The sequence below is a fragment of the Brachybacterium sp. AOP3-A1-3 genome, from assembly GCF_052378285.1.
In the GTDB taxonomy this organism is placed as follows: Bacteria; Actinomycetota; Actinomycetes; order Actinomycetales; family Dermabacteraceae; genus Brachybacterium.
This window is the reverse complement of the sequence record NZ_JBQSXM010000006.1, coordinates 199,087-211,070: the sequence shown is the minus strand read 5'-3', so window position 1 is coordinate 211,070 and position 11,984 is coordinate 199,087. Positions and strand designations below refer to the sequence as shown.

Here is an 11,984-nt window from a genome sequence, read left to right as displayed (position 1 = left end):
CCTCGAGCAGCTCGGGGAGGTATTCGCCGGTGCGGCGGTCGATCATGCCCGACCAGGCGGCCGACGCCGTGCCGAGCGCCGGGGTGCCCAGCAGCTTGAACGCGACGTACTCGCCGAGCGCCATGAAGCGCTTCGTGCGGGCGAACACTTCGGGGTGGGCCTCGCGCAGCCAGGTCAGGCGGGGCGCGGTGTACGAGGAGTGGAGGCGGGCCCCGGTGCGCTCGTGCAGGTCCTGGACGTCGAGCGTCGTGGCGAGGGCGTCGACCTGGGCGTGGCAGCGGGTGTCCGCGTAGGTGATGCAGGGGGTGATGGCGCTGCCGGCGGAGTCGACCGCGACCAGCGAGGAGGCGAAGGTGTCGAAGCCGATGCCGCGCACCTCGCCGGGCAGGTCGCCGTCGAGCACCACGGCCAGCGCGTCGCGGATCTCCTGGACGACCTGGTCGGCGTCGATCGTGCTGGTGCCGTCGTCGGCGACGGTGAAGGAGTGCGCCTCCTTGTGGTGGCGCGTGCCGACCTCGCGTCCGCTGACGTCGTACACGGCGGCGCGGGTGCCGCCGGAGCCGATGTCGATCCCGACGACCAGGGGGCCCTGGGCGTCGTCGGCGGAAATGTTGAAGCGAGGCATGGCTGTCTCCTGCGGTTCGGATGGGTCGCCTGCGCTCCGTCGAGCACCGAGGCGTGAGCGCGCGGCGTCGGACCAGCATACGAGCAGGCCGACGGGGCGTCAGCGGTGCGCCACCGGTTGCCACCGTCCGCACCCGCCGCGCGCAGCAGCGACGCCAGTGCGCGCTGCGCTTCCGTGCGGGGAAGCCCAGCGCGCACTGGCGTCTGCGATCCGGCGGGGGACCGGCAGCCGGGGGTCGGCTACTCGAGCACGGACTGCCCCAGGTACTCGCCCTCGGTGCAGCCCGGCGGGATCGCGAACACGGCCGAGCCGATGGGAGTGGTCCACTCGTTGAGCAGGTCCAGCTCGGCCAGGCGCTGCTGGATCGGGAGGAACTGCCCGGCCAGGTCCGCCTGGAACGCGACGAACAGCTGCCCCGATTCCGAGATCGCCGTGGATCCCGCCGGCGGGGCCACGTCGTAGTTGTACGGCCGGCGGTAGATCTCCTGATGCTCGCCGTCGTCGACCCCGCGGGCACGACGCATGTGGGCGAACTCGGGGATCACGGCGAAGCCGTTCTCGGAGACCTTCTCGAAGTCGGCGTGCGAGAACTCGGTGCCGCCGCTCAGCGGTGCCCCGTCGTCCAGCCGGGTGCCGGTGGACTGCTCGCGAGCGGAGCGATCGGCCTCGTCCCAGCGGTCCATGTCCATCCGGATCCGGCGGATCACCATCGAGGTGCCGCCGGCGAAGGGGCCTTCGCCGATCCACACCACCTTGGCGAAGTGCTCGCTGCCCAGCTGCGGGTTCGCGCTGCCGTCGACCTGCCCGAACAGGTTCCGCATCGTGGTGCCCGGGGCCTGGATGCCCGGGGAACGGCGGAACCCTCGCTGCACCCAGCGCACCCGGGTGAAGGAACGGGCGTCCTTGAGCAGCATCCGCGCCGCATGGGACACGGTCAGCGGATCCTCGGCGGCGATCTGCAGCAGCAGGTCACCGCCGGTGAACTGCTCCTCGAGCTCGTCGATCTCGAAGGCCGGCAGCGGGGCGAGCCAGCTGGGCACCTCCCTCTGAGCCCGCTCCAGCAGCCGCGGACCGAAGCCCACCGTGACGGTCAGCGAGGCAGGCTCGGCGGCCAGCTCCGGTTCGGTGTCGGCGAGGGCGGCGCGACCCTGGGTGAGGCGGGCGGCGTCGTCCGTCAGCAGGTGCAGCAGCCGCAGGATGCCCTCCCGGTCCACCTCGTCGTGCAGGTCGAGGGCGAGATAGGTCGCCGAGGCGGGCGCGGGGGTCTCCACCCCCGCCTGGTGGGCGCCGTGGAACGGCACGGTGACGCCACCCTGCGGAGCAGCTCCGGCCGACGCCTCCGATCCGGCCGACGCACTCCCCGTCGGATCAGTCCGCACGACTCGGTCCAGACCGATCGCGGCCGCGCCGACCCCGAGCACCCCGGCGCCGGCAGTGCCCGCGCGCAGGAGCTGCCGTCGGCCCGGGCGCGCGGGACCCCGCGGCGCGGAGGTCACTTGTGCCCCTCGTGCTCGCCGCCGCCGTCGGAGGCCATGCCCGACATGTCCTCGTCGTCCTCGCCGGGCGCGTAGTGCTCCTGGGCCCCGGTGAAGTCCTTGACGGTCGCGGTGAACGCCTGCTCGGTGCCCTCGGAGAACACCAGGGTCAGCTCGAGCGTGTCGCCGGGCTGCAGGGGCTCGGGCAGGTCCATGAGCATGATGTGGTCACCGCCGGGCTCGAGCACGAGGTCCTCGCCGGCGGGCAGGGGGAAGCCGCCCTCCTTCTCCTGCATGCTCATCCCTCCGGAGCCGTCGGAGGTGGTCTCGTGCAGCTGCACCATGTCGGTGGCGGGGGTGGTGACCGCGGTCAGCACGAGGTCGGCGTCCGTGCTGTTGGTGATGGTGCCGAAGGCGGCGGTCATGCCGTCGTCGGCGGCCTTCACCCAGGGGTCGGTGACTGAGATCGTGCCGGATCCCGGGCCGGCGGCGCCGTCCGTGGCGCCGCCCCCGTCCGAGGCGGCCTCGTCGGAGGCACCCGAGCCGTCGTCGGCCCCTGCACCGCAGGCGGCCAGGGGGAGCACGAGCAGGGAGACGAGGGCCGCACGACGGGGCAGTGCGGCAGAGCTGGCCGCAGCGCGGGCAGGGGTGCGGGTGGTACGGGTAGAGCGGGAAGCGTCAGACATGGAGGGGTCCTCTCGGAAGGGCGCCGGAGCGGCCGCGGGCTCGCCGGGCGTGGGCTCGCCGGGGCGAGGGCACGCCGGAGCGTGGGCGGGCTGGAGCGCAGGGAACCGACCCGGGCGATGGTGCCGGGGCCGGGTGATCGACCGAAGGGCCGTCGGAGCGGCGACGCGGGGCGTCGGCAGGGCTCAGGCGGCCAGGACCAGGGGCGGACCGCGCCGCAGCTGGGGGGAGAGGACGGCGCGCCGACGCGGGCGCACCGGGACGGCGACGCGGAGGACTCGCGCGGGGGCGGGCAGCACGAGGGCCGGGGCCGACGACGGCACCCGATGCCGGGTGAGGACGCGGAGCAGGCGGGCCACCAGGGTGAAGGACCCCATGACCATCGACTCGCCGCGATGCAGCACCAGGGCTGTGACCACCGCAGCGATCACGTGCCACAGGAGCATCCGCAGATCGCCGCCGCTGCCGTGCAGGGCGTGCTCGGCCGCGAGACCCACCCCCTGCGAGCTCTCGTGCGCGGCGTGCGGGAGATCCGCGGCGGCGGCCGAAGCCCCTGCATGATGGGCGCCGTGCCCGAGGTGCGACCCGGGAGGGTCGACCATCTGCACGGAGGGATCACCCGGGGTGCCGGCCATGAACAGTCCGTGGAAGAGGGCCTGGCTGGCCAGCACGGCGGTGAGCATCCGCGGCAGGGAGAACCGGGTGCCGGCCAGGACCGTGCAGGCCGCGACGGACAGCCACCAGGGGAGCGCGATCCCGAGCCAGGACGGCATCGCGCCGCCGCCCGTCAGGTGGCCGCCGAGCGCGACCAGGGTGGCCAGCGTCGCGGCGACGCCCCCGCGCAGCAGGCGCAGGGGAGATCGGCTGGAGGTCACGACCCCTATTCTGCCCTTTCTCAGCGGGGCCGGAGAGAACTGTCCTCGAGATGTTCGAGATCCAGGTTCGGGACCACCATCACGGGGCTCTCGGCGCGCTGCAGCACGGAGCGCGAGACCGATCCGAGCAGAGCGCTCGCGATCCGGCCGTGCCCGCGGGTGCCGACGACCACCAGCTGGGCCCCGGCGGAGCGGTCCAGCAGCTGCGTGGCGGGGTCGGCCAGCTCGGCCTCGCAGGTGACCACCAGGCCCGGGAACTGCCCGCGCAGACGCTCCGCGAAGGCCTCCAGCTCGTCCGTGAGCTGCTCGAGCTGCTGGTCGATGACGGACTGCTCGGGGACCATCGCCGCGTACCAGACGCCCCACGACTCCGGCGGCGGCATCGTCATCACCAGGTGCAGGGGCGCGCCGCGCTGATGCGCCGCCTGGGCCGCGAGGAGCGTCGCGACATCGCTGCGCTCGGAGCGGTCCACCCCGGCCACGACGGGCGCGTCATCGGCGAGGGGAGCGAAGCGTGCGGCGCCTTCTCCGGCGCCGATCTCGTACTGGCGCGGGACGACGACAGTGGGGCAATGGGCGTGGGCGGGCAGCGCCGAGGACACCGAGCCCAGGAGGCGGCCGACGAACCCGCCCCGTCCGCGGGCGCCCACGACGGCGAGCTGTGCTCGGGAGGACTGGTGCACGAGCGCACCGGCGGCGTCGCCCTCCGCGGTGCAGAAGTCGACCTCGCCGGGATAGCCGCGCAGCTCCTCCCGTGCGGCGTCGAGCACGCCCTGCGCCGCCGTCTCGCGGACGGCTTCGTCCGGGGGAGAGGGCAGGGAGGCGAGGTTCGTGTAGATCATCGACGATTCCGTGTACGCGCTCAGCACCGTCAGATGGCAGTCGAGGCGCTGGGCGGCCCGCGCCCCGTAGTGCAGGGCCTGGATCGACTGGTCGGAGCCGTCGAAGCCGACGAGGACCCCGAGCGGGCGGTCTGCCGGGTCGACGGGGAAGGGAGCTCCCGAGGTGCGGTCGTCGTCGTGCATCACAGCCTCCTGCGCCCGGGGGCTCTCGGTGACCGACGACGGTGCCCCCGAACACGAAGCCATCGCCGATACCTCCATGGTAGGCGCACGGGAGCCAGCCGGTGGGGGCGAAGGTCCCGTGCCTCGTGTCCCGTCGTCGGACGTCGGGACAGGGGCCGAGGTGCGCTCGGATGAGGAGGTCTACGCTCGGACCTCTTCTTCACGGCGACGACGATCGAATGGCGCGGCCCTGCGTCGTTCGTGTTCGCGCGCGTGCCCGACGAGGAGGCTGACGCGATCGCTTCCATCGCCCGCGAGGCCACCTACGGCTGGGGCTGCCTCCCCGTGACGGCGCGCATCGGTGGCACCGACTTCACGACCTCGCTGTTCCCGCGGCACGGCGGATACCTCGTGCCGGTGAAGGTCGCGGTGCAGCGCGCCGAGCAGGTCGCGGTGGGCGACGAGGTCGAGGTGGAGCTGCACCTCGAGGCGCGCTGAGCCCGTCCCGTCCCGCCCGTGATCGCGCTGTGCGGGAGGCCTGCGGGGCCGCCGATCCGCCAGCTCAGACGGTCGGCTGTCCCGGCAGGTCGAGCTCTTCGGCGTAGTGGTCGCGCAGCTGGGTCCAGCCGTGCTCGAGAGCGTCCATGCCCACGATCCGGGCCTGGTCGATGCCGTCCAGGCGGGCGTCGAGCACTCCGAGGCACACCTGCCAGCCGGCGATGTAGATCGGCGCGTGCTGCGGATCGGCCAGCTTCATCAGCAGCGTCACCCGGGCTTCGTCGACCAGCCACTCGAGCACGGAGTCGCCCCAGCGGTGGGTCAGTGCATGGCCCCCGGCGGTGGCGAGGACGTCCACGGAGACCGGGTCGTCCTCGGGGTTCTCCCTGCTCAGCACGGGCCCTGGTTCGGTCAGTGCGCGTTCGGGGACGATCGGGGACCAGGTGGCCAGGAGCTCGGGATCGGTGAGGTGCGCCCAGATCTGCTCGGCGGTGCCGGAGAGGTCGACCTCGAGCATCACGGCATCCTCGGTGAGGTCCACGGCGACGGGGAGGTCGGCGATGCGCTGGTCGATGCTGAGCTCGTTCACGGGATTCTCCTTCCGGGCATCACGGCAGCTGCGGCGATGCGGGCGATGACGTCCTGCCATTGTCCACCCGGTCAGCTGACAGGCACAGATCCGGGCAGGGCCCCGGGGTCAGGCGGCCCTCTCGACGAGATGCGTGACGCCCGGGATCTCGGCGGCGCGCTTGGCGGCGACGGCGTGGATGCGCTGGACGATGTACTGCGCGGCCGGGTTCCGGGCGACGGTGCGCCGCACCTGCACTCTCAGCCGACGCCGTGGTGCCGGTGGTGACAGCGGGATCGCCACGATGTCGGGGCGCAGGTTCTGGGCGATGACCGAGGGCTGCACGCTCACGTGGTCGCCGGTGGCGACGAAGCCGAGCACCGTGGGGAAGTCGTTGGGGTTCACGTCGACGCACGGGGAGAACCCGGCGGCTCGGCAGGCGGCGCCTATGCGGTCGAACCAGAACGATTCGAGCGGATCGTCGGTCACCCAGGACTCCTCGGCGAGGTCCTTGAGCTGCACCGTCGGCCGCGTCGCGAGCGGGTGGTCCACGCTCACGAGCGCGACGTACCCCTCCTCGAGGATCTCGTGGATCTCCCAGTCGACGGATTCGACGGGGCCCGTGCCCTCGCCGACGACGATGTCCATGCCGGCTTCGGCGAGGTCCTCGCAGCTGCAGTCCCGCAGGGCGAGCTCGAGCCCCAGGTCCGGGTAGGCGCGGCGCACGTCCCGAGCGAGCTCGGGGATCCAGGTCGCCGCGATCGAGGTCGCGTAGCCCAGGCGGAGGGTGCCGGTGCGGCCGGAGCGCAGATCCTTCACGGTGCGCTCCAGGGCCACGAGTGCATCCAGCGCCGCCCCGGCCTCCGCGGCGAGGATCCGGGCGTGGGCGGTGACGACGATGCCTCGGCCGGAGCGCTCGACGAGCTCGATGCCGGTCTCCCGGCGCAGGCTCGTGAGGTGCTGGCTGACGGCCGACGGGGTGTAGCCGAGCGCCTCGGCGCTGGCACGGATGCTGCCCGTCTCGACGACGGAGCGCAGCACGCGGAGCTTCACGGGATCGAGCATGCCGCGAGCCTACATCCGTTCAGTTGGGCTGAACAGTGCAGAGCGAATCATCGCTTGTGCTTACGGGAGGGTGGGCACAGGATCGAAGCATGCTCTCCGCACTGATCGGCCTCGCCCTCATCCTCCTCATCGCCGTCGTCACCGTTGCCCTCGGAGCGCTCACGCGCCTGCTCGCCGCCCGGATCGTCGGCCCCCGCTCGCCGGTCGACGCCCCGCTGACACCGCTCGAGCGCATCGCCCTGGGCAACGAGATCATCGCCCGTGACCTCCAGCCCGACGGCACCCACCCCGTCGCGCGCTCCGCCGCGCGCGATGCCCGGATCGGGTGGGTCGACGGGCCGGTGCAGCGCCAGGACCTCGCAGTCCGGTACCCCGAGATCGCCGCCCATGCCCTGCGCTGAGCAGTGGCTATCGGGCCGATCAGCGTGCGGCGGTGTGGGCGGTGAGCACATAGCCCTCGGGGCCCACGAAGGTGATCGTCCGTCCGAACGGGGAGTCGCTCGGGGGGCCGAGGATCTGGACGTCGGCTGCGAGGAGCCGGTCGTGCAGGGCCTCCGCATCGTCGACGCCGAACCACATCGCCACCCCGACACCCGGGCGCGGGGAGGCGGCGTCGAGGTCGACCCCGGGTAGGGGCTCGCGCACGGCGAACGGGATCGGGTCGGTCTCGAACACGATCGCCCCGGGAGGGCCTGCCGGTGCGCGCGTCATCCCCAGGTGCCGTTCGAAGAACTGGGCCGCGGCCTCGAGGTCGCGGACCTGGAGGGCGAGGAAGTCGGGTCCGGTGGTGGTCATGGGTCCTCCTGGGATCGGAACTCCTGAATGTCAGGACCCTTATATCGAACGCCGCCCGACGGGGTATGTCAAGATGTTGATATGCAGACTCCCAACCCGACCCGAGCCGACCTCGTCCGCGACGCCGAGGGAGCCGATGACGCCGGCGGCCCCGATCTCGCGCGACGTCTCGGTTACGTGCTCAAGCAGGCGCAGTCCGCTCTGCGCTCCCGCATGGACGGGGCGCTGCGGCCGCTCGGGCTCACCGTCCCGCAGTACGCGTGCCTCGAGCTCCTGGCCTCGGGACCGCTCACCAATGCCGAGCTCGCCCGGGGCGTCTTCGTCACCGCGCAGTCGATGAACTCCGTGGTGAAGTCGCTGCAGGAGCGGGGCCTCGTGGCGCGCGAGGACGTCGCCCCGACCGGCCGGCGCCGCCCCGCGGAGCTCACCGCGCCGGGTCGCGCGCTGCTCGCCGAGGCCGACGGCTCGGTGCGCCGGATCGAGGCGCAGATGATCGACGCGATCGCCGGCAGGGACGCCGATCGCCTGGTCGACGACCTCTCCGCGATCGCCGAGCACCTCCCCTCGGCCGACCGCGGCTGAGCGACGCAGCCAGGAGCCGCCGACGTCGCGCAGACGCCGGCCTCGAACTGGCTGCTCGTCTCGCGCGGGCGGTCGGCTTCACACGGACTGCTCGCCCTGCGCAGACGGTCGGCCACCCGCACGGAGGATTCCGCACGGGTGGCCGGCACCGGTGTGATCGGATCAGACCCGCAGATCAGACCCGCAGATCAGACCCGCAGATCAGACCCGCGGGACAGACCAGCCCGTCAGCCCTTCGGGCGCCCGAAGCGCGGCGCGGGCAGCGGGGGCGCGGTCGAGGCCGGGTTCTGCGCGAGCAGGTCGAGGGCCTCGGTGATCCCGCGCTCGAGCTGCGGGTCCTGGCCGCCCACCCAGGCGTTCGGCGGCAGCGGCACCTCGATGTCGGGGTCCACGCCGTAGTTCTCGATCTCCCAGTCCACGCCCTCGAACCAGCTGGCGTACTTCGGCTGGGTGACGCCCGTGCCGTCGACGAGGTCGTAGCGGCCGTCGATGCCGATCACGCCTCCCCAGGTGCGGGTGCCGATCACGGGCCCGATCTTCATCGCCTTGGAGACGGCGCCCACGATGTCGCCGTCCGAGCCGGCCTCCTGGTTGGTCACCAGCACCACCGCGCCGCGCGGGGCGAACTGCGGGTAGGTGCCGGGCGTCTCATGGCGCGGGTAGTCCCAGGAGAGCACTCGCCGGGCGAGCCGGTCGGTGACCAGCTGCGAGGTGTGGCCGCCGCTGTTGTAGCGCACGTCCACCACGAGGCCCTCCTTGGTGGTGGCCTCGCGCAGGTCACGGTGCATCTGCGCCCAGCCGGAGGAGACCATGTCCGGGATGTGCAGGTAGCCGAGGCGACCGCCCGAGAGCTCCTCGACCAGGGCGCGGCGCGAGGCGACCCACGCCTGGTAGCGCAGCGCGGAATCGTCGGGCAGCGGGGTCACGGCGACCCGGCGCTCCACGCCGTCGCGTTCGAGCACGAGCTCGGTGGGGGTGTTCGCCGAGCCGACCAGCTGGCCCTGCACGCCGGTCCCGGCCTCGCCCATCGGCCGGCCGTCCACGCGCACGATCGCGTCGCCCACCTCTGCGGCCACACCGGGGGCGAGCAGCGGGGAGCGGGCGTCGGGATCGGAGGAGTCACCGGGCAGGATCCGGGTGATCACCCAGCGCCCGTCGCGGTGCTCGATGTCCGCCCCGAGGTAGGCGGGCAGCATCGGCGGGTCCGCCTGGTACGGGGTGCCCTGCACATAGGCGTGCGAGGTGCCGAGCTCGCCCTGGACCTCCCACATCATGTCCTGGAAGTCGTCGTCGGTGACCACACGCTCGATGACCGGGTCGTACCAGGAGGTCATCGCGTGCCAGTCCATGCCGTCCATGTCGGCGCGCCAGTACTGCTGCGCCATGATCCGGTAGTTGTCCCAGAGCATCCCGCGGCGCTCCTCGACAGGGTCGACGAACAGGCGCAGCCGCCCGGTGTCGATCACCACGCGCGCCGGGTCCTCGTCCTCGACCTTTCGGGTCGACGGGACCTGCACCCAGCTCTCGCCCTGCTTGAGGACCAGGGTCTCCCCGTCGCCGGAGGCCTCGAGGTCGGTGACGCCCTCGGCGAGCACGGTGAGCTTGCGGTCCGCGAGGCTCCAGTGCTCGAGGGTGGGTCCGGGGGCCTCGCCCTCGACGCCGGCGCGGGTGGTGCCGAGAACCCCCTGCTGGGGATGGCGCAGCCACACGAAGCCGCCGCTGACCGCGGTGAGGTGCGAGTACGAGCCCGAGACCACCGGGAAGGGCACCATCCGTGCCTCCACCGCGTCCATGTCGACGCGGGTGGCGGGCGGCGCGGTCGCCTCGTCGGTGCCCGAGGGGCTGGTCGCGCTCGCCGGGTGGGCCGACGGGGCGGCGGCCAGGGCGCCGCCGGCGCGCGTGGTGCCGGGTCCCTGTGCGCCGGGCCCCTGCGCGTCGTTCCCGTGGGCGGCCGTGCCGGGCCCGCCGGCGCCCTCGGCCAGGGCGCCGTGCCCTGCCGGGTCCTTCGTCGCAGGCTCCGCGGCGCTGCTGCTCCAGCCGTCCGGGTGCGGACCGAACGGATCCGGGGTGGAGCGCTCGAGCGGGATGAGGAAGGGACGCTCGGCGTTGACGAACCCGAGGTCGAAGACCATGTCGTCGTACACGGTCTCGAAGGTGCGCAGCGAGAGCAGCGCCAGGTGCTTGCCGTCCGCGCTGAAGGCCGGGGCGGCGTCCTGGTACTTGCCCGAGGTGAGGGCCCGCCCCATCGGCTCGGCGTCCTCGGTGTCGGAGATCAGCAGGCGGCTGAGCATCCACGAGTTCGGCTCGCTCCACACCAGCCAGCGGCCGTCCGGCGACCAGGCCAGGTCCTGCACCTCGCCGCCGTTGGAGCGGCCCACCTCGCGCACCTGGTCCAGCCGCGGGGGTTCCAGGACCTCGGTCCCGGAGTCGGTTCCGGCACTGGTTCCGCCACCGGGGACGGCCTTCGCGGAGTGCGAGGTGCGCGCCGGATCGGTCAGGCCGCGCAGAGTCACCAGGCGCACCACGTTGTCGTGGGTGGAGATCGCGATCTTGGAGCCGTCGGGGGAGGGGATCGCGTGCAGGATCCGGCCCACGTCCCCGAGGTCGAAGCGGATCTCCTCGCCGCCGCCGTCGAGCCGCGCGAGCGCGAGCACGTCGGAGCCGACGCCGCCGTGCTCCCGGTCCGCGAGCGCCTCGGCATCGGTCACCAGCAGGGCATAGGGGGACCGGCCCAGCGGCCGCACCTCTCGCAGGCGGAGCCCGCAGGTGCCGGCCAGCAGCCGGGCCGGACCGCCGCGGTGGGTGAGGGCGTGGGCGCCGCCGCGCCACTCGACGACGCTCGAGCGGGCGTCGTGCACCGGCCGCATGGCCAGCAGGTTCGAGCTGGCGGGGGCCGGGCGGGGCAGGCGCGCCGCACCGACGCCGGAGGCCAGGATCTCGACCTCGCGCGGCTGTGCGTCCAGGGAGTCCAGGGCGAACAGGCGACCGCGGGAGGTGAACACGATGGTGGTGCCGTCGGTCGAGGGCTCGCGCAGGTAGCCCTCCTCGGAGGTCAGCGAGGTGTGGACCTGCAGGTCGGTGCCGTCGGCCGCGACGGACCACAGGTTCGCGCTCGCGCGGTCGGTGCGGGCCGCGCCGGGGCCGGGGGTGTCCGAGGCGAAGATCAGGCGATCTCCGTACCAGGAGATGCACAGCGTCGAGGCGAGGATGTCCTCGAGCAGCGGCTCCCAGGAGCGGGCGGCGTGCGCGGCGACCGGGGCATCGAGGGCGACGTCCTCGCGGGAGACCCAGAGCTTCACGGCGGTGCCGCCCTGGTAGTGCTTCCAGCTGGCCTGGTCGCGGCGCCACGGGGTGGCGACCACGGTGGTGCCCGACGGGTGGATCGCGACCTCGCCGGAGCGGCCCAGGGGCAGCACCTCGGCATTCCCGTCCAGGTCGATCGCCCACAGCTGCGCATCGCGGGCGATCGGGGCGTTGTAGCTGGTGGTGGCGACGATGCGGCCATCCGGCAACCAGCCGACGACCTTCGTGGACGGCTTGCCCCAGGCGGTCAGCCGGCGCGGCGCGGTGTCGCCCTCGGTCGCGATCACCCACACCTCGGGGCCGCCGGTGGTGCGGGAGGTGTAGGCGACGTGCGTGCCGTCGGGCGAGAAGCGGGGGAAGGCGACCGGGGCGCCCTCGTCGGTCAGGCGCCAGGCCCGGCCACCGGAGAGCGGGGCCAGCCACACGTCGTTCGCGGCGGTGAAGGCGACGAGATCGCCACGGACGTCGGGGTGGCGGAGGTAGGCGGCATGAGCGGGAGTCGAAGGCATG

11 protein-coding genes and 1 pseudogene are annotated in these 11,984 nt (G+C 73.2%); 3 read left to right on the top strand and 9 right to left on the bottom strand.

What is annotated here, in order from left to right; all coding sequences use genetic code 11:
• The 5 genes from ACT3T5_RS10935 to ACT3T5_RS10915 form a co-directional block, all read right to left on the bottom strand.
• A partial coding sequence (locus tag ACT3T5_RS10935; protein WP_444594337.1) for an FGGY family carbohydrate kinase occupies nucleotides 1-625 on the bottom strand: 625 nt, incomplete at its 3' end.
• Between the two features lie 239 nt (nucleotides 626-864).
• Nucleotides 865-2,121: a Dyp-type peroxidase gene (locus tag ACT3T5_RS10930; protein ID WP_444594336.1), complete on the bottom strand. Its 1,257-nt coding sequence runs from the start codon at nucleotides 2,119-2,121 to the stop codon at nucleotides 865-867.
• A complete protein-coding gene (locus ACT3T5_RS10925) occupies nucleotides 2,118-2,786 on the bottom strand; it encodes a copper chaperone PCu(A)C (RefSeq protein ID WP_444577132.1) in 669 nt (222 codons plus the stop codon). Before ACT3T5_RS10925 ends, ACT3T5_RS10930 begins: the two co-directional genes overlap by 4 nt.
• A 183-nt stretch (nucleotides 2,787-2,969) precedes the next feature.
• The gene (locus ACT3T5_RS10920; protein WP_444594335.1) at nucleotides 2,970-3,659 is read right to left on the bottom strand and encodes a hypothetical protein; all 690 of its coding nucleotides are present in this window, start codon (nucleotides 3,657-3,659) and stop codon (nucleotides 2,970-2,972) included.
• A gap of 20 nt (nucleotides 3,660-3,679) precedes the next feature.
• Nucleotides 3,680-4,684 carry a universal stress protein gene (locus tag ACT3T5_RS10915; RefSeq protein WP_444594334.1) on the bottom strand — a complete coding sequence of 335 codons (1,005 nt, stop codon included), beginning with the start codon at nucleotides 4,682-4,684 and terminating at the stop codon, nucleotides 3,680-3,682.
• A gap of 210 nt (nucleotides 4,685-4,894) precedes the next feature.
• On the opposite strand from ACT3T5_RS10915, the pseudogene ACT3T5_RS10910 reads away from it, so the two are divergent.
• Nucleotides 4,895-5,161 (top strand): annotated as a pseudogene (locus tag ACT3T5_RS10910) (DUF1905 domain-containing protein); the annotation flags it as partial.
• A gap of 64 nt (nucleotides 5,162-5,225) precedes the next feature.
• Here the strand turns inward: ACT3T5_RS10910 and ACT3T5_RS10905 are convergent.
• Entirely contained in the window at nucleotides 5,226-5,750 is a 525-nt protein-coding gene (locus ACT3T5_RS10905) for a hypothetical protein (RefSeq protein WP_444594333.1), read from the bottom strand.
• Between the two features lie 108 nt (nucleotides 5,751-5,858).
• Nucleotides 5,859-6,794: a LysR family transcriptional regulator gene (locus tag ACT3T5_RS10900; protein WP_444577137.1), complete on the bottom strand. Its 936-nt coding sequence runs from the start codon at nucleotides 6,792-6,794 to the stop codon at nucleotides 5,859-5,861.
• A gap of 89 nt (nucleotides 6,795-6,883) precedes the next feature.
• Between ACT3T5_RS10900 and ACT3T5_RS10895 the strand changes: the two genes are divergently transcribed.
• On the top strand, nucleotides 6,884-7,195 hold the full coding sequence (locus tag ACT3T5_RS10895) for a hypothetical protein (protein ID WP_444594332.1): 312 nt from the start codon (nucleotides 6,884-6,886) through the stop codon (nucleotides 7,193-7,195).
• 19 nt (nucleotides 7,196-7,214) lie between these two features.
• On the opposite strand, the gene ACT3T5_RS10890 is transcribed toward ACT3T5_RS10895, so the two are convergent.
• Complete coding sequence (locus ACT3T5_RS10890) at nucleotides 7,215-7,589, bottom strand: VOC family protein (protein ID WP_444577139.1); 375 nt, start codon at nucleotides 7,587-7,589, stop codon at nucleotides 7,215-7,217.
• Nucleotides 7,590-7,670: 81 nt separating this feature from the next.
• On the opposite strand from ACT3T5_RS10890, the gene ACT3T5_RS10885 reads away from it, so the two are divergent.
• Nucleotides 7,671-8,171 carry a MarR family winged helix-turn-helix transcriptional regulator gene (locus tag ACT3T5_RS10885; protein WP_444577140.1) on the top strand — a complete coding sequence of 167 codons (501 nt, stop codon included), beginning with the start codon at nucleotides 7,671-7,673 and terminating at the stop codon, nucleotides 8,169-8,171.
• Between the two features lie 227 nt (nucleotides 8,172-8,398).
• Here the strand turns inward: ACT3T5_RS10885 and ACT3T5_RS10880 are convergent, their stop codons facing one another.
• On the bottom strand, nucleotides 8,399-11,983 hold the full coding sequence (locus tag ACT3T5_RS10880) for a S41 family peptidase (protein ID WP_444594331.1): 3,585 nt from the start codon (nucleotides 11,981-11,983) through the stop codon (nucleotides 8,399-8,401).
• Between the last annotated feature and the right edge of the window lies 1 nt (nucleotide 11,984).